The organism is Pseudocitrobacter corydidari (genome assembly GCF_021172065.1).
Taxonomy (GTDB): domain Bacteria; phylum Pseudomonadota; class Gammaproteobacteria; order Enterobacterales; family Enterobacteriaceae; genus Pseudocitrobacter; species Pseudocitrobacter corydidari.
Genome location: NZ_CP087880.1, coordinates 513,691 through 530,448 on the forward strand (window position 1 = coordinate 513,691; position 16,758 = coordinate 530,448).

13 protein-coding genes are annotated in these 16,758 nt (G+C 53.8%); 9 read left to right on the forward strand and 4 right to left on the reverse strand.

All coding sequences use genetic code 11. From position 1 onward, the window contains the following. Positions 1-105: 105 nt before the first annotated feature. Complete coding sequence (locus G163CM_RS02300) at positions 106-1,575, forward strand: amino acid permease (protein ID WP_231826730.1); 1,470 nt, start codon at positions 106-108, stop codon at positions 1,573-1,575. A gap of 338 nt (positions 1,576-1,913) precedes the next feature. Then, positions 1,914-3,884, forward strand: coding sequence for a catecholate siderophore receptor CirA (gene cirA, locus G163CM_RS02305; protein ID WP_231826731.1), 1,971 nt, complete (start codon positions 1,914-1,916; stop codon positions 3,882-3,884). Positions 3,885-4,315: 431 nt separating this feature from the next. Here the strand turns inward: cirA and fghA are convergent, their stop codons facing one another. Continuing rightward, positions 4,316-5,152: an S-formylglutathione hydrolase gene (gene fghA, locus G163CM_RS02310; RefSeq protein WP_231826732.1), complete on the reverse strand. Its 837-nt coding sequence runs from the start codon at positions 5,150-5,152 to the stop codon at positions 4,316-4,318. 137 nt (positions 5,153-5,289) lie between these two features. On the opposite strand from fghA, the gene G163CM_RS02315 reads away from it, so the two are divergent. From G163CM_RS02315 to mglC, 7 genes are all read left to right on the forward strand, one after another. After that, on the forward strand, positions 5,290-6,438 hold the full coding sequence (locus tag G163CM_RS02315) for a YbfB/YjiJ family MFS transporter (protein ID WP_015963732.1): 1,149 nt from the start codon (positions 5,290-5,292) through the stop codon (positions 6,436-6,438). 102 nt (positions 6,439-6,540) lie between these two features. Beyond that, positions 6,541-7,209 carry a GTP cyclohydrolase I FolE gene (folE, locus tag G163CM_RS02320; protein WP_041686408.1) on the forward strand — a complete coding sequence of 223 codons (669 nt, stop codon included), beginning with the start codon at positions 6,541-6,543 and terminating at the stop codon, positions 7,207-7,209. A gap of 14 nt (positions 7,210-7,223) precedes the next feature. After that, positions 7,224-8,381 carry a DUF418 domain-containing protein YeiB gene (gene yeiB / locus G163CM_RS02325; protein WP_231826734.1) on the forward strand — a complete coding sequence of 386 codons (1,158 nt, stop codon included), beginning with the start codon at positions 7,224-7,226 and terminating at the stop codon, positions 8,379-8,381. A 155-nt stretch (positions 8,382-8,536) separates the two neighbouring features. Beyond that, positions 8,537-9,559: an HTH-type transcriptional regulator GalS gene (gene galS / locus G163CM_RS02330; RefSeq protein ID WP_231828315.1), complete on the forward strand. Its 1,023-nt coding sequence runs from the start codon at positions 8,537-8,539 to the stop codon at positions 9,557-9,559. 293 nt (positions 9,560-9,852) lie between these two features. Further along, positions 9,853-10,851 carry a galactose/glucose ABC transporter substrate-binding protein MglB gene (gene mglB / locus G163CM_RS02335; RefSeq protein WP_231826736.1) on the forward strand — a complete coding sequence of 333 codons (999 nt, stop codon included), beginning with the start codon at positions 9,853-9,855 and terminating at the stop codon, positions 10,849-10,851. A 101-nt stretch (positions 10,852-10,952) separates the two neighbouring features. Further along, positions 10,953-12,473 carry a galactose/methyl galactoside ABC transporter ATP-binding protein MglA gene (gene mglA / locus G163CM_RS02340; RefSeq protein ID WP_231826737.1) on the forward strand — a complete coding sequence of 507 codons (1,521 nt, stop codon included), beginning with the start codon at positions 10,953-10,955 and terminating at the stop codon, positions 12,471-12,473. Between the two features lie 15 nt (positions 12,474-12,488). Further along, positions 12,489-13,499, forward strand: a complete 1,011-nt coding sequence (mglC, locus tag G163CM_RS02345) for a galactose/methyl galactoside ABC transporter permease MglC (protein WP_015963738.1) — start codon at positions 12,489-12,491, stop codon at positions 13,497-13,499. A gap of 100 nt (positions 13,500-13,599) precedes the next feature. On the opposite strand, the gene G163CM_RS02350 is transcribed toward mglC, so the two are convergent. From G163CM_RS02350 to G163CM_RS02360, 3 genes are read right to left on the reverse strand one after another with little or no spacing between them, the layout of a single operon-like run. After that, on the reverse strand, positions 13,600-14,067 hold the full coding sequence (locus G163CM_RS02350; RefSeq protein ID WP_231826738.1) for a DUF1097 domain-containing protein: 468 nt from the start codon (positions 14,065-14,067) through the stop codon (positions 13,600-13,602). A 46-nt stretch (positions 14,068-14,113) separates the two neighbouring features. Next, the gene (gene preA / locus G163CM_RS02355; protein WP_231826739.1) at positions 14,114-15,349 is read right to left on the reverse strand and encodes an NAD-dependent dihydropyrimidine dehydrogenase subunit PreA; all 1,236 of its coding nucleotides are present in this window, start codon (positions 15,347-15,349) and stop codon (positions 14,114-14,116) included. Further along, positions 15,343-16,584: an NAD(P)-dependent oxidoreductase gene (locus G163CM_RS02360; RefSeq protein ID WP_231826740.1), complete on the reverse strand. Its 1,242-nt coding sequence runs from the start codon at positions 16,582-16,584 to the stop codon at positions 15,343-15,345. The genes preA and G163CM_RS02360 overlap by 7 nt, the downstream gene beginning before the upstream one ends. Positions 16,585-16,758: the final 174 nt, after the last annotated feature.

Sequence of the window (16,758 nt, forward strand, 5' to 3'; positions counted from 1 at the left end):
GACTGCTAATCATGAAGGTCTCTTATAACTGCGCATTTCTGCCAGAAGACAGGCTTTTCGTCTGCTACAATCGCGCCTCAATTTTTGGATGGACAGTATTTTCAAATGGTTTCCGAAACTAAAACCACACAAGCGCCCGCGCTCCGTCGCGAACTCAAGGCGCGTCACCTGACCATGATCGCCATTGGCGGTTCAATCGGTACAGGTCTTTTTGTCGCATCAGGCGCAACCATTTCCGCAGCAGGCCCCGGCGGGGCATTATTCTCATACATTCTGATTGGCCTGATGGTGTACTTCCTGATGACCAGTCTGGGCGAACTGGCGGCATATATGCCGGTTTCCGGTTCGTTTGCTACCTACGGCCAGAACTATGTCGAAGAAGGCTTCGGCTTCGCGCTGGGCTGGAACTACTGGTACAACTGGGCGGTGACTATCGCCGTTGACCTGGTGGCCGCTCAGTTGGTGATGAGCTGGTGGTTCCCGGATACGCCGGGCTGGATCTGGAGCGCCGTGTTCCTGTGCGTCATTTTCCTGCTCAATTACATCTCAGTAAAAGGCTTCGGTGAAGCGGAATACTGGTTCTCGCTGATTAAAGTTGCCACCGTAATCATCTTCATCATTGTGGGTGTGATGATGATTATCGGCATTTTCAAAGGCGCGCAGCCGGTGGGCTGGAGCAACTGGACAACCGGCGATGCGCCATTTGCTGGTGGCTTGTCGGCGATGATTGGCGTGGCAATGATTGTCGGCTTCTCTTTCCAGGGCACCGAACTGATTGGTATTGCGGCGGGGGAATCTGAAAACCCGGAGAAAAACATTCCACGTGCTGTGCGTCAGGTATTCTGGCGAATCCTGCTGTTCTATGTATTCGCGATCCTGATTATCAGCCTGATTATTCCTTACACCGATCCGAGCCTGCTGCGTAACGATGTTAAAGACATCAGCGTTAGCCCGTTCACGCTGGTATTCCAGCATGCGGGTCTGCTCTCTGCGGCCGCGGTGATGAACGCGGTTATCCTGACGGCGGTACTGTCGGCGGGTAACTCCGGGATGTACGCATCAACGCGTATGCTTTACACCCTGGCGTGCGACGGTAAAGCGCCGCGCATCTTCTCTAAACTGTCGAAAGGTGGCGTGCCGCGTAATGCGCTGTACGCGACCACGGTGATTGCGGGGCTGTGCTTCCTGACCTCTATGTTCGGTAACCAGACCGTTTACCTGTGGCTGCTCAACACTTCCGGGATGACGGGCTTCATCGCCTGGCTGGGGATTGCCATCAGTCACTATCGCTTCCGTCGCGGTTATGTGATGCAGGGGCACGATATTAACGATTTGCCGTACCGTTCCGGGTTCTTCCCGCTGGGGCCGATCTTCGCTTTCGTTCTGTGCCTGATTATCACCCTGGGTCAGAACTATGAAGCGTTCCTGGCTGATACCATCGACTGGGGCGGCGTTGCTGCTACCTATATCGGCATCCCGCTGTTCCTGATTATCTGGTTCGGCTATAAGCTGAGCCGTGGAACACGCTTCGTTCGCTACAGCGAAATGCACTTCCCGGAGCGCTTTAAGAAATAATTAGCGCCTCCGTCTGAGAAGCCCTCTTCACGCAAAGAGGGCTTTTTTTTACTCAAAATTACACCCTGCCTAAGATTATTCCCGTATTGATAGAATTAAACGATTACATATTGACATAACTTTAAATAACTTAATTGATAATTGTTATCATTCTCTTTATCATCACCCGCGTTAATACTGGATGAAGCCACTCCCTCTCTTACGGTAAATCGTGACCGACAAGAGGCGACAGCCACATCTGCATAAAAAAATAAGCGCTGAAGGTCAGCAGCGCGAAGCAGTCAGTGTGAGCAATACCCTTTTGAAATAATTACGTATTCACCTCATGGAGATTTGGAATGTTCAGGTTAAACCCCTTCGTACGGGGCGGGCTCTGCGTGTCCGCTTTGTCACTGGCGCTGCCGGTTACCGCCGCCACTGAAGGCGAACAAATGGTCGTCACCGCTGCTGCAACCGAGCAGAGCGTCAAAGATGCCCCCGCCAGTATCAGCGTGATCACTCAGGAAGATCTGCAGCGCAAGCCGGTGCAAAACCTGAAAGATATCCTCAAAGAAGTGCCGGGCGTACAGCTCACCAACGAAGGCGATAATCGCCAGGGCGTGAGTATTCGCGGCCTCGACAGCAGCTACACCCTGATTCTTATCGATGGCAAACGCGTGAATTCGCGCAATGCCGTTTTCCGCCATAACGACTTTGACCTGAACTGGATCCCGGCAGATTCCATCGAGCGTATCGAAGTGGTGCGCGGGCCGATGTCCTCACTTTACGGTTCCGATGCGCTGGGCGGCGTGGTCAACATCATCACCAAAAAGATTGGTCAGAAGTGGACGGGCAGCATCACGGCTGATACCACCATTCAGGAAAACCGCGATCGCGGCGATACCTACAACGGCCAGTTCTTTACCAGCGGCCCATTGGTGGATGGCGTACTGGGGGTGAAAGCCTTTGGTAGCCTCTCCAAACGTGAGAAAGATAAGCAGGAATCGTCCACCACCAGCGCCACCGGCGAAACGCCGCGCATCGAAGGCTTTACCAGCCGCGACGCGAACGTCGAATTTGCCTGGACCCCCACGGATAATCAGGACATCACCGCCGGTTACGGTTTTGACCGTCAGGACAGAAATTCAGATTCGCTGGATAAGAACCGTCTTGAGCGTCAAAACTATTCCCTGAGTCATAACGGTCGTTGGGATGTCGGTAACAGCGAGCTGAAGTTCTACGGTGAAAAAGTCGATAACAAGAACCCCGGCAACAGCAGCCCGATCACCTCAGAAAGCAACACCATTGACGGTAAATATGTGCTGCCGGTGGGGGCTATCAACCAGTTGATCACGTTCGGCGGCGAATGGCGACACGACAAGCTGAAAGATCCGGTTAACCTGACCGGCGGCACCAGCAGCGAGACCTCTGCCAGTCAGTACGCGCTGTTTATTGAAGATGAGTGGCGTATTTTTGAACCGCTGGCGCTGACCACCGGTATTCGTATGGACGATCACGAAACCTATGGCGACCACTGGAGCCCGCGTGCGTACCTCGTTTATAGCGCGACGGATACCGTCACGGTGAAAGGCGGCTGGGCAACGGCCTTTAAAGCGCCATCGCTGCTGCAATTGAGCCCGGACTGGACGACCAACTCCTGCCGTGGCGGCTGCCGTATCGTCGGCAGCCCTGACCTGAAACCTGAAACCAGCGAAAGCTGGGAAATCGGCCTCTACTATCAAGGGGAAGAGGGCTGGCTGGAAGGCGTGCAGGGTAGCGTGACCACCTTCCGCAACGATGTGGAAGATATGATCAACATCGCGCGTACTTCTGATGTCAGCGCGGCGCCAGGCTATTCCAACTTTGTCGGCTTTGATTCCAGCGGCAAGCCAATTTTCGCCTATTACAACGTGAATAAAGCACGAATTCAGGGTGTGGAAACCGAGCTGAAAGTCCCGTTTGGCGAGCAGTGGAAAGTGACGCTGAACTACACCTATAACGATGGTCGCGATCTCAGCAACGGCGGGAATAAGCCGTTGAAGGAGCTGCCGTTCCATACCGCCAACGGTCGTGTAGACTGGACGCCGGTACAGGACTGGTCGTTCTATCTGGCGGCGCGTTACAACGGCGAACAGCGCGCGGTGAGCGCAACCTCGAAAACGCCGGGCGGCTACACGACCTGGGATCTGGGCGGCGCATGGCAGGCTACGCAAAACGTTAAGCTGCGTGCCGGTGTGCTGAACCTGGGGGATAAAGACCTGAGTCGTGATGACTACAGCTATAACGAAGACGGTCGTCGCTACTTTATGGCAGTGGATTACCGCTTCTGATCGGGTAGTAATGTCGGATGCGGCTACGCCTTATCCGACCTACGTGTTGGTGTGAATACGGGTAAATCCGCCGGTCGCTCCGATCGTGCGGGAATGTCGGATGGCGGCTACGCCTTATCCGACCTACGTGTTGATGTGCATCCGGGTAAATCCGCCGGTCGCTCCGATCGTGCGGGAATGTCGGATGGCGGCTACGCCTTATCCGACCTACGTGTGATGTGTATTCGGGAAAATCAGCTGTCCGCACGCACTCGTAGGCCGGATAAGCGCCAGCGCCATCCGGCAATCTCATCAACCGCTCCGATCGTGCGGGAATGTCGGATGGCGGCTACGCCTTATCCGACCTACGTGTTGATGTGAATACGGGTAAATCCGCTGACCGCACGCACTCGTAGGCCGGATAAGCGCCAGCGCCATCCGGCAATCCACGCTTACTTCAACAAATACTGCGCATGGAAGCGCAGATGATCCTCAATAAACGACGCAATAAAGAAGTAGCTGTGATCGTAACCCGGCTGAATGCGCAGGGTTAGCGGCCAGTCTTTTTGTCGAGCGATCTCCGCGAATACCGCAGGCTGCAATTGATCGGCCAGGAACTGATCGTTGTCGCCCTGATCGATAAGCATCGGCGTTGCCGCGTCAGCCTGGCTGGCATGTAACAACGCACAGCTGTCCCACTGCGCCCAGGCGGATTGATCCTCGCCTAAATACGCTGTAAACGCTTTCTTACCCCACGGCACATTGCCGGGGTTAACAATGGGTGCAAACGCCGATGCGCTGACATATTTGCCTGGATTCTTCAGTGCCAGCAGCAGTGCGCCGTGCCCGCCCATTGAGTGTCCGCTGATAGCACAGCGATCGCTGACATTAAATTTATCCTGAATTAGTGCTGGCAGTTCATCGCGAATATAGTCATACATCCGAAAATGCGTAGCCCACGGCTGCTGCGTGGCGTTGAGATAAAAACCCGCGCCCTGGCCCAGATCATAACCGTCATCGTTGGCGACATCCGCGCCGCGCGGGCTGGTATCGGGCATCACCAGCACCATACCCAATTCAGAGGCGACGCGTTGTGCATTGGCTTTGGTGGTGAAGTTCTCATCCGTACAGGTCAAACCCGACAGCCAGTAAAGTACCGGCGGCGGCGTTGTTCCATTCGTTGGCGGTAAAAAGATGCTGAACGTCATGGCGCAGTTCAACGTAGTGGAGTCGTGCCGCCAGCGTTGTTGCCAGCCTTCAAAACAACGATGTTCTTCAAGCAATTCCATGCAAGGCTCCTTATATTCAAATCAGAAATACTGGGATCATCATACAGATAATTCATCGCCGTTGAGTAACTTTCACTTCCGCATCGTCTTGATATGTCGCATCATACATATAACTTATTGTTAACAATTGAGGCAGTATGGCCTTACGAATCGCATTCAGCGGCTTTACGGTGTTGGTGGTTATCATGGGGATAGGGCGGTTTGCCTTTACGCCCCAGGTGCCATTAATGATTGCCGACAACCAGCTCACGCTGACCAGCGCCGGGCTGGTCGCGGCGATGAACTATCTGGGCTACCTGATTGGCGCGTGGGATGCCATGCGCGCGCAGCGTCACGTCGAGACGCGCCTGTATCTGGGCATTACCGGGGCGGTAGTGTTCACGCTGCTTTCCGCATGGGCCGATAATGCCTGGCTGCACGGTGTGCTGCGCCTGATTCTGGGATGCATGAGCGGCTGGGCGCTGGTGCTGACCGCCGCCTGGACCAACGAGCGTCTTGCGCAACTGGGCCATGCCGGGCTGAGCGCCGCAGTGTTCGCCGGGCCGGGCGCGGGGATTGCCCTGAGCGGCCTGCTGGCGGTGTGGATCCACTCTCAGTCGCTTGCCGCATCGCAGGGCTGGCTGCTTTACGGTCTGCTGGCGTTAGTGCTGATTATATTGGTCGTGCGCTGGTTGCCGCGTCCTGGCGCGCTGCATCCGTCGGGCACAAAGCCCGAGCCGCTGCATCTCACCGCCGACCTTAAACGTCTGGTCTGGAGCTACAGTCTGGCAGGATTCGGCTATATCTTGCCCGCGACCTTTCTCTCACAAATGGCCGCGCAGCGCTTTCCCGGTAGCCTGTTCGCCCAGTTTGTCTGGCCGATATTTGGCCTCGCGTCGGTTATCGGTATCGCCCTGAGTATTGCGATGCGTCATGTGGGGCAGAGCCACCACCGTCTGGCGGTGGTACTGTGGTTGCAGGGGATTGGCGTGCTGTTCGCATGGCTGGTACCTGGCTTACCGGGCTTAGCCCTGGGCGCTGCGCTGGTGGGCGGCGGCTTCCTTTGCGCGGTGCAGCTTTCGTTGTTATATGGGCGCGAGCTGGCCCCGCGTCACTCACGCTATATGGCCGGATTGCTGACTACCGGCTATGCAGTCGGTCAATTGGTTGGCCCGATGACCTCGGCGCTGTCGACCTGGCTTACGCATCGCCTGGACCCTGCGCTTGGCGTCGCGGCGCTGGCGCTATTGATCGGTGGCGTGCTGGTATGGCGACCGGAGCATGCAAGGCAGCAGCAATTGCAATAATTATCGTTACGAATACTGGATTATGTGCGCGGCCTCACGCACAATAAGTGCAAACTTTGCCCCATGAAGGGCGAAGTGCCCCACCTGCTGGAGAAAGAAAAGATGTCATCACTGAGTAAAGAAGCTGCACTGGTTCATGAAGCCCTCGTGGCCCGTGGACTGGAAACGCCGCTGCGCCCGCCGGTGCGCGAAATGGATAATGAAACCCGTAAGCGTCTGATTTCAGGGCATATGACTGAGATTATGCAGTTACTGAATCTCGATCTGAGTGATGACAGTTTGATGGAAACTCCGCATCGCATCGCCAAAATGTATGTGGATGAGATTTTCTCTGGCCTCGATTACGCCAATTTCCCGAAAATCACCGTCATTGAAAACAAGATGAAGGTTGATGAGATGGTGACCGTGCGCGATATCACCCTCACCAGCACTTGTGAACACCATTTTGTGACCATCGATGGTAAAGCGACGGTGGCGTACATCCCGAAAGAGTCGGTGATTGGCTTGTCCAAAATCAACCGTATCGTGCAGTTCTTCGCCCAGCGCCCGCAGGTGCAGGAGCGTCTGACGCAGCAAATTCTCACCGCGCTGCAAACCCTGCTCGGGACCAACAACGTGGCGGTTTCGATTGATGCGGTGCATTATTGCGTGAAAGCGCGCGGCATTCGCGATGCTACCAGCGCCACCACCACCACGTCGCTTGGCGGCCTGTTTAAATCCAGCCAGAATACCCGTCAGGAATTCTTGCGCGCCGTACGCCACCACAACTAAGCGGGGCAGGATACATGGAACGAAATGTCACCCTGGATTTTGTGCGGGGCGTGGCTATCCTCGGTATCCTGCTGCTGAATATTAACGGCTTTGGCTTGCCCAAAGCCGCCTATCTTAATCCCGCCTGGTATGGCGATATCACCTCAAGCGATGCCTGGACCTGGGCGGTGCTCGACCTCTTTGCGCAGGTCAAATTCCTCACGCTGTTTGCGTTGCTTTTTGGCGCAGGGCTGCAACTGCTTCTGCCTCGCGGGAAACGCTGGATCCAGTCGCGGTTAACGCTGCTCGCTTTACTCGGTTTTATTCACGGCTTGCTCCTTTGGGATGGCGATATTCTGCTGGCCTACGCGCTGGTGGGATTAATCAGCTGGCGTTTAATCCGTGAAGCGCGCGATGTGAAATCGCTATTTAATACCGGGGCGATGCTGTACCTGGTGGGCGTCGGCCTGCTGGTGCTGCTGGGGCTGATTGCCGATTCGGGCCAGAGCCGTTCCTGGGTGCCGGATGCTTCCACGCTGCTTTACGAACACTTCTGGAAGGTCAACGGCGGCAGGGAAGCCATCAGCAATCGGGTGGATATGTTGTCCGCGAATCTGCTGGCGCTTGGCGCACAGTATGGCTGGCAGCTGGCGGGGATGATGCTGATGGGCGCGGCGCTGATGCGCAGCGGCTGGCTGAAAGGGCAGTTTAGCCTGCGACATTACCGACGCACCGGCGCATCGCTGATTGCTATCGGCATGTTGATCAACCTGCCGGCGATTATCGCCCAGTGGCAGTTGGGATGGGATTATCGCTGGTGCGCTTTTCTGTTACAGGCACCACGCGAACTGGGCGCGCCGCTGCAAACGCTGGGCTATGCGGCGCTGGCGTGGGGATTCTGGCCGCAAATCTGCCATTCACGTCTGGTTATCGCTATCGCCTGCGTCGGGCGGATGGCGCTCTCAAACTACATTCTACAAACGCTTATCTGCACTACGCTGTTCTATCGGTTTGATCTGTTTATGAAATTTGACCGCCTGACGCTTCTGGCATTTGTCGTGCCGGTCTGGCTGGTTAACATAGTCTTCTCGCTGCTGTGGCTGCGTTATTTTCGTCAGGGGCCGCTCGAATGGCTCTGGCGACAGCTCACCGCACGCGCTTCCGGTGTTTCCTTACGTAAAACATTCAGATAACGATCTGGATCACAATCATTAACAAAACGGATGTAACCGTTTCCAGCCGTGTGACCTCCTTCACGTAGTGCTGGTGCATTCATTGCCAGAATAGCGCTCTTCCCAGACAGAGGGTTTGGCTATGAATGGCAGCAATGCACAGCAGGGCGGTGGCGATGATCACCATTCGTGACGTGGCGCGTCAGGCGGGCGTATCGGTGGCAACGGTTTCTCGCGTTCTGAATAACAGCGCGCTGGTCAGCCCGGAAACACGCGAGACGGTAATGAAAGCGGTTGCGGCGCTGGGCTATCGGCCTAACGCCAATGCGCAGGCGCTGGCGACGCAGGTGAGCGATACCATCGGGGTGGTGGTGATGGACGTCTCCGATCCCTTTTTTGGCGCGCTGGTAAAAGCCGTCGATACCATTGCCCAGTTGCAGCAAAAATATGTGCTTATCGGCAACAGCTACCATGAAGCGGAAAAAGAGCGTAATGCCATTGAGGTATTGATCCGCCAGCGGTGCAGCGCGCTTATTGTGCACTCAAAAGCCCTTAGCGATCGCGAGCTGGGTGATTTTATGGATCACATTCCGGGAATGGTACTGATCAACCGCATCGTGCCGGGATACGCGCACCGCTGCGTGGGGCTGGACAACGTCAGTGGGGCGGTGATGGCAACGCGCACGTTGTTGAATCACGGTCACCAGCGCATTGGTTATCTTGCTTCCAGCCATCATATTGAAGATGAAGACCTGCGCCGTGAAGGCTGGCAACGCGCATTACGCGAGCAGGGCATTACGGCACCCGATAGCTGGATAGGCACCGGGTCGCCGGATATGCAGGGCGGGGAAGCCGCAATGGTTGAACTGCTGGGGCGCAATCCGGGCCTGACGGCGGTGTTTTCCTATAACGATAATATGGCCGCTGGCGCGCTCACTGCGCTAAAAGATAACGGCATTGCCGTGCCGCAGCAGGTTTCTATTATTGGCTTTGATGATATTCCGCTGGCGCGTTACACCGACCCGCAACTTACCACTATCCGCTATCCGATTGTTTCCATGGCAAAATTGGCAACTGAACTGGCCTTACTGGGCGCGGCAGGGAAACTCGATGCATCAGCAACGCATTGTTTTATGCCTACGCTGGTGCGCCGTCATTCGGTGGCTCAACGGCAATCTGTGCTGCCCGTCACTAACTGATTTAAATAGTGGATGTAACCGTTTTCAATCTGTGAGTAATTTCACAGTATATTAACATTGTGCTGACTATGATGTCGCTGTTTGTAACGATTTAGCCGTATATTACGGTGATTAATCACTTTTTCTATAGCAGTTAAGTCTCAAACAAGCAATAAAGCGCACTCTGGAGCGTTACCGACCACGGAAGAATAATTTTACTTAAGAATGAATTTCGTCGTGCAGTAACGTTTTATTAACACTGCCCGCCGACTTATTTCATACGAACTACCCTGCATAATAAAACCGGAGATACCATGAATAAGAAGGTGTTAACCCTGTCTGCTGTGATGGCAAGCATGTTATTCGGTGCCGCAGCGCACGCTGCTGATACCCGCATTGGTGTGACGATTTATAAGTATGACGATAACTTTATGTCCGTGGTCCGCAAAGCTATCGAGAAAGACGCCAAAGCAGCGCCGGACGTACAGCTGCTGATGAACGACTCACAGAACGACCAGTCCAAGCAGAACGACCAGATTGACGTCCTGCTGGCGAAGGGCGTAAAAGCGCTGGCGATCAACCTGGTTGACCCGGCTGCGGCAGGCACCGTGATTGAGAAAGCGCGTGGCCAGAATGTGCCTATCGTTTTCTTCAACAAAGAACCTTCCCGTAAGGCGCTGGACAGCTACGACAAAGCGTTTTACGTCGGTACCGACTCTAAAGAGTCCGGCATTATCCAGGGCGATCTGATTGCCAAACACTGGGCGGCTAACCCGAACTGGGATCTGAACAAAGACGGTCAGGTGCAGTTTGTTCTGCTGAAAGGCGAACCGGGCCACCCGGATGCGGAAGCGCGTACCACCTACGTTATCAAAGAGTTGAATAACAAAGGCCTGAAAACCCAGCAACTGCAGTTAGATACTGCCATGTGGGATACCGCGCAGGCGAAAGACAAAATGGACGCATGGCTCTCTGGCCCGAACGCCAACAAAATTGAAGTAGTTATCGCCAACAACGATGCGATGGCAATGGGCGCGGTTGAAGCGCTGAAAGCGCACAATAAGAGCAGCATTCCGGTATTCGGCGTTGATGCTCTGCCAGAAGCGCTGGCGCTGGTGAAATCTGGCGCGATGGCCGGTACCGTGTTAAACGATGCTAACAACCAGGCGAAAGCCACTTTCGACCTGGCGAAAAACCTGGCCGATGGTAAAGCAGCGGCGGAAGGCACGAACTGGAAAATCGAAAATAAAGTGGTTCGCGTGCCTTACGTGGGTGTAGATAAAGACAACCTTAGCGAATTCACCAATAAATAATTATTTTTCTTCGGGCGTACGCGAGTGCGCCCTTTATTACCGATTCAGACCATGGCTATTTCGCGTAAATAGCCATTAAAAACCAGCAGCCAGGTAAAACTATGGTCAGCGATAATAGAGCGTCGTCGGGCGAATTCTTGTTGGAAATGAGTCATATCAACAAGTCGTTTCCAGGCGTTAAGGCACTCGATAATGTCAATTTAAAGGTCCGCCCGCATTCTATCCATGCGCTTATGGGGGAAAACGGCGCCGGGAAGTCGACGTTATTAAAATGCCTGTTTGGGATCTATCAAAAAGATTCCGGTAGCATTATTTTTCAGGGCAAAGAGATTGATTTCCATTCGGCAAAAGAAGCGCTGGAAAATGGTATATCAATGGTGCACCAGGAACTGAACCTGGTACTGCAACGCTCCGTAATGGACAACATGTGGCTGGGTCGTTATCCGGCCAAAGGCATGTTTGTCGATCAGGAAAAAATGTATCGCGATACCAAAGCGATTTTTGATGAACTGGATATCGATATTGACCCGCGCGCGCGCGTCGGCACGCTGTCCGTTTCGCAAATGCAGATGATTGAAATCGCCAAAGCCTTTTCCTATAACGCCAAAATCGTGATCATGGATGAGCCGACTTCGTCTCTGACCGAGAAAGAAGTTAATCACCTGTTTACGATTATTCGCAAGCTGAAGGATCGCGGCTGCGGCATTGTCTATATCTCTCACAAAATGGAAGAGATCTTCCAGCTGTGTGATGAGATCACCGTTCTGCGCGATGGCCAGTGGATCGCCACCCAGCCGCTGGAAGGGCTGGATATGGACAAAATCATCGCCATGATGGTGGGCCGCTCGTTGAACCAGCGCTTCCCGGATCGTTCTAATACGCCGGGTGAAGTTATTCTGGACGTGCAGAACCTGACCTCGCTGCGTCAGCCGTCAATCCGTGATGTGTCGTTCCAGCTGCGTAAGGGTGAAATTCTGGGTATTGCCGGGCTGGTGGGGGCAAAACGTACCGACATCGTTGAAACGCTGTTTGGCGTGCGCGAAAAATCGTCCGGTACCATCATGCTGCACGGCAAAAAAATTAATAACCACAACGCTAATGAAGCCATCAATAACGGCTTTGCGCTGGTGACCGAAGAGCGTCGCTCAACCGGTATTTATGCTTATCTGGATATCGGCTTTAACTCGCTGATCTCCAATATCAAAAATTATAAAAATAAAGTCGGGCTTCTCGATAATTCACGCATGAAGAGCGATACCCAATGGGTTATCGATTCCATGCGTGTGAAAACGCCGGGCCACCATACGCAAATTGGTTCGCTCTCGGGCGGTAACCAGCAAAAGGTGATTATTGGCCGTTGGCTGTTAACGCAGCCTGAGATTTTAATGCTCGATGAACCGACACGTGGGATTGATGTCGGCGCGAAATTTGAAATTTATCAGCTGATTGCCGAGCTGGCGAAGAAAGATAAAGGGATCATTATTATTTCATCCGAAATGCCGGAGCTGCTGGGCATTACCGACCGTATTCTGGTAATGAGCAACGGTCTGGTTGCCGGAATTGTTGAAACAAAAACAACAACGCAAAACGAAATTCTCCGTCTTGCGTCATTGCACCTTTAAGATCAGGGGCTCGACATGAGTGCGTTAAATAAAAAAAGCTTTCTCACTTATCTGAAAGAGGGCGGTATTTACGTCGTTCTTTTGGTTCTGCTGGCGATTATTATTTTCCAGGATCCCACCTTCTTAAGCCTGCTGAACTTAAGTAACATCCTGACCCAGTCTTCTGTGCGTATCATCATCGCGCTCGGCGTGGCGGGGTTGATTGTCACCCAGGGTACTGACCTTTCCGCTGGTCGCCAGGTGGGGCTGGCGGCGGTTATTGCTGCGACGCTGCTGCAATCCGTCGATAACGCCAACAAGGTCTTCCCGGAAATGGCGACCATGCCGATTGCGCTGGTTATCCTGATTGTTTGCGCGATTGGCGCGATTATCGGCCTGATCAACGGCATTATCATTGCTTATCTGAACGTGACGCCGTTTATTACCACGCTCGGCACGATGATTATCGTTTACGGGATTAACTCCCTGTATTACGACTTTGTGGGCGCATCGCCGATCTCTGGCTTTGATAGTGGCTTCTCAACCTTTGCGCAGGGCTTTATTGCGCTCGGCAGTTTCCGTCTGTCGTATATCACCTTCTACGCGTTGATTGCCGTGGCGTTTGTCTGGGTGCTGTGGAACAAAACCCGCTTCGGGAAAAACATCTTCGCCATCGGTGGTAACCCGGAAGCGGCGAAAGTATCCGGCGTAAACGTGGCGGTGAACCTGCTGGTGATTTATGCGCTGTCCGGCGTGTTCTATGCCTTCGGCGGCCTGCTGGAAGCGGGGCGTATCGGTTCGGCGACCAACAACCTCGGCTTTATGTATGAGCTGGATGCGATTGCAGCCTGTGTGGTAGGCGGCGTTTCCTTCAGCGGCGGTGTGGGTACCGTACTTGGCGTGGTGACCGGTGTGATTATCTTTACGGTTATCAACTACGGTCTGACCTATATCGGCGTTAACCCGTACTGGCAGTACATTATTAAAGGGGCGATTATCATCTTCGCCGTGGCGCTGGATTCATTGAAATACGCGCGTAAGAAATAACGCTGTGATTGCCGGGTGGCGCTGTGCTTACCCGGCCTACATTATCCTGGTAATGCATTGATTTTGTAGGCCAGATAAGCAACGCACCATCTGGCGGTTGTTATGATTTTTTCGCCTGCGGCCAACGTTCGGCGAGTAATAAACCGCTATTTTTCATCGCGTAACCAAACAGCAGGCCTACTAAAAGAGACGGGGCTACCGCCTGCCAGTCTCCCTGACCGGCAAAGGTAGAACATGCGCCAATAAACGTGCCTGGAACAAAAGAGAGCCACTGACTTTTCGCCTGAATACACATCACGAAAGCCACGACACCTGTGAGTAAATACCCCAGCATCAGCCATTCAGGGGCTAGCTGGCTGCCGTAGATAATCACTTCTGCCCAAAGCACACCACTCATTACAGTACACAGAGATATTCCCAGACCCTTCACGCCGCCCTGTGGGCAGGCAAAATAGGCGGTACAACCCAGAAATCCTGCCCAACTGAGCAGGCTCCATGTCACGGCGACCCAGCCCCAGATTCCCGATAAGATACCGGTAGTGAGGGCAATAGCGACAAGTGTACTCATGGTTAATCCCGGCCTGCATGAACAGGCCGGTCCTCATCCTTAGAGGTTAAAGTGAAACGGCGTGCTCTTTCTCGCCAGGCTTGAACTCCACGCGCCCAAGGCTGATACACGCTACCGGGCAAACATGCCCGCAGAGCAGGCAGCCGACGCATTTGTCGGTGTTACAGTGCGGCGTGCGAGTCTCTTCGTTCCATTCCATCGCCTGGTGGCCGCCATCGTAGCAGGAAATATAACAGCGCCCGCAGCCAACACATTTATCTTCCGCGATATGCGGATAAACGATATAGCTGCGATCCAGTTCTTCCGCCGGAACAATGTTGGTGTTCGCCAGGCCTAACATCTCATCGATCGAATCAAAGCCCTGATCGGCCAGATAGTGGGAAAGACCGCTGATCATATCTTCCACGATGCGATAGCCGTACTGCATGATGCCGGTTGTGACCTGCAGCGTCGCCGCGCCGAGCAGCAAGAATTCGGCTGCGTCTTCCCAGGTTTCTATCCCGCCGATACCGCTGATCGGGAAATCGCGCAGTTCAGGATGCATGCGCATTTGCTGTATAAAGCGCAGGGCGATCGGTTTCACCGCTTTGCCGGAATAACCGGAAATGCTCGATTTGCCGTTGACCACCGGCATCCCGATTTTGCGATTCAGGTCGATGTTAGTGATCGACTTCACGGTGTTGATTGCCGCGATACCGTCCGCACCGCCGCGTTTTGCCGCCAGCGCCACGTCGCACATATCACCAATATTCGGCGTCATTTTTGCCAGCATCGGCAGGGAAGAACCGCGTTTCACCGCACGGCAATATTTCTCGACCAGCTCCGGGCTTTGACCGACATCGCTTCCCATCGCATGAGAGGTCATCTGTGGGCAGGAGAAGTTACACTCGATCATATCGGCACCGGCTTTCTCAACCAGATGCGCAAGCTCTTGCCACTGCTGTTCGTTTTCCCCCATGATCGAGGCGATCAGCACTTTATCGGGGTAATCTTCTTTCAGCCGACGAATCGCTTCGAGGTTTTCCGCCAGCGGATGTTCGGCAATCTGCTCCATATTTTTGAAGCCGATAAAGCCGGTATCCTCTTTGATCAGATGATCGAAACGTGGCGAAACTTCATTGGCGATGAAGAAGCCGATGGTTTTGAACACCACCCCACCCCAGCCGGTATCATACGCCTTGGCGCACATCTCATAGCAGTTGCCGACCGGTGAAGAGGAGAGGCAGAACGGGTTAGGAAATTTAACGCCGCAAAAGGTAACAGAAAGATCTTTCGTTAACATGAGCACGCTCCCTCTAAATAGTGGTGAATGGACTGCGCGGCTTCCTTCCCGGTTTTCACCGCATAAACCACCGTTTTGTCTCCCTGAACAATATCGCCCGCAGCAAAAAGCGTCGGGTCCGATGTCTGATAATCTGTAGTTTCCACCGTATTGCGCTGCACGTTCAGATGATTAAAGGCGGTAAACTGCGCATGCTGGCCGACGGCGAGAATGATTTTCTCGGCGTGCAGTTTCATTTCGCCCGGTAAGCTAACGTGCTGGAAGGTGACCGAATGACCTGCAACGCTAATCGGTGTGAACCCATCGATAATGGAAACACCCAGTGCCTGAGCGCTGGTAAACTCTTTTACGCTTGCCGGGAATTCGTCCAGCGTTTCACGCGCGACGCAGGTGACAGAAGGGCAGCCCAGCATTTTCAGCGTGGTGGCAACGTCCATGGCGACGTCACCGCCACCGATAATCAACGCGCTTTGAGGAATAGCAATTTCACCGTTCGCGCGGCTGGCGCGTTGTAAAAAGTCGACGGCGATTTCGACATCTTCGGCATCATCAAAGAGGGAGAGTGAGGCCCCCTGAGACAAGCCAACGGTCAGCAGAACCGCGCGGTGCTGGGCTTTCAGTTGTTCCAGCGTCAGCGTTTTACCCACTTCGCTGTTGCATTGGATGGTTACGCCCATCTCTGCGATGCGTTGAATTTCGTTATCCAGTACGGCCTGCGATAAACGGAATTCAGGAATACCGTGGCGCAACCAGCCGCCGGCCTGCGGCTCTTTTTCGAAGAGCGTGACGTCGTAGCCCAGGTTAGTGAGCGTGACGCTCGCCTGTAAGCCCGCCGGGCCTGCCCCGACAATCGCCACTTTACCGAGCGTTTTGCTGCCCGGTTGATAAACCTGCATACCCGTTTGCTGCTCAAAGTCGGTTACGAAGCGTTGCAGGCGGGCGATGTCGATTGGTTTATCGATCCCCGAGCGCGAACATTCCGCCTGGCATAATTTCTCCGTTGGGCAAACGCGTGCGCATACGGCACCCAGCGCATTATTTTCGCGAATAGTTTCGGCTGCGCCTTTAAAATTACGGAAATAGATGGAGCGGATAAATTTACCCGGGTCCGTTTGGGCTGGACACCCCTGGCTGCAAGGCGCATCGTGGCATAACAAACAACGCGAAGCCTCCTTTATCGCCAGCAATGGCGTAAAGGCCGGAATTAGCTCATCCAGATAATCTTGTTGCGACATATAATCTTCCTTAATGATTAGGTAAATTAAAGCGAACGCAAAGAACGTAATAAAGATAGAAATAACCTGTTAGCAAGGCTATGCCTGGGGATGAGCGTATTCTGTGAATCTATTCACAGATGGCAGGAAATAATACGTACACGGGTAAAATTAGCAGCAATTACTACTATGCGA

What these genes read in the sequence shown, in the direction of transcription:
- G163CM_RS02300 (WP_231826730.1), top strand. Translation starts at nt 106, where the DNA reads ATGGTTTCCGAAACTAAAACCACACAAGCGCCCGCGCTCCGTCGCGAA.
- cirA (WP_231826731.1), top strand. Translation starts at nt 1,914, where the DNA reads ATGTTCAGGTTAAACCCCTTCGTACGGGGCGGGCTCTGCGTGTCCGCT.
- fghA (WP_231826732.1), bottom strand. Translation starts at nt 5,152, where the DNA reads ATGGAATTGCTTGAAGAACATCGTTGTTTTGAAGGCTGGCAACAACGC.
- G163CM_RS02315 (WP_015963732.1), top strand. Translation starts at nt 5,290, where the DNA reads ATGGCCTTACGAATCGCATTCAGCGGCTTTACGGTGTTGGTGGTTATC.
- folE (WP_041686408.1), top strand. Translation starts at nt 6,541, where the DNA reads ATGTCATCACTGAGTAAAGAAGCTGCACTGGTTCATGAAGCCCTCGTG.
- yeiB (WP_231826734.1), top strand. Translation starts at nt 7,224, where the DNA reads ATGGAACGAAATGTCACCCTGGATTTTGTGCGGGGCGTGGCTATCCTC.
- galS (WP_231828315.1), top strand. Translation starts at nt 8,537, where the DNA reads ATGATCACCATTCGTGACGTGGCGCGTCAGGCGGGCGTATCGGTGGCA.
- mglB (WP_231826736.1), top strand. Translation starts at nt 9,853, where the DNA reads ATGAATAAGAAGGTGTTAACCCTGTCTGCTGTGATGGCAAGCATGTTA.
- mglA (WP_231826737.1), top strand. Translation starts at nt 10,953, where the DNA reads ATGGTCAGCGATAATAGAGCGTCGTCGGGCGAATTCTTGTTGGAAATG.
- mglC (WP_015963738.1), top strand. Translation starts at nt 12,489, where the DNA reads ATGAGTGCGTTAAATAAAAAAAGCTTTCTCACTTATCTGAAAGAGGGC.
- G163CM_RS02350 (WP_231826738.1), bottom strand. Translation starts at nt 14,067, where the DNA reads ATGAGTACACTTGTCGCTATTGCCCTCACTACCGGTATCTTATCGGGA.
- preA (WP_231826739.1), bottom strand. Translation starts at nt 15,349, where the DNA reads ATGTTAACGAAAGATCTTTCTGTTACCTTTTGCGGCGTTAAATTTCCT.
- G163CM_RS02360 (WP_231826740.1), bottom strand. Translation starts at nt 16,584, where the DNA reads ATGTCGCAACAAGATTATCTGGATGAGCTAATTCCGGCCTTTACGCCA.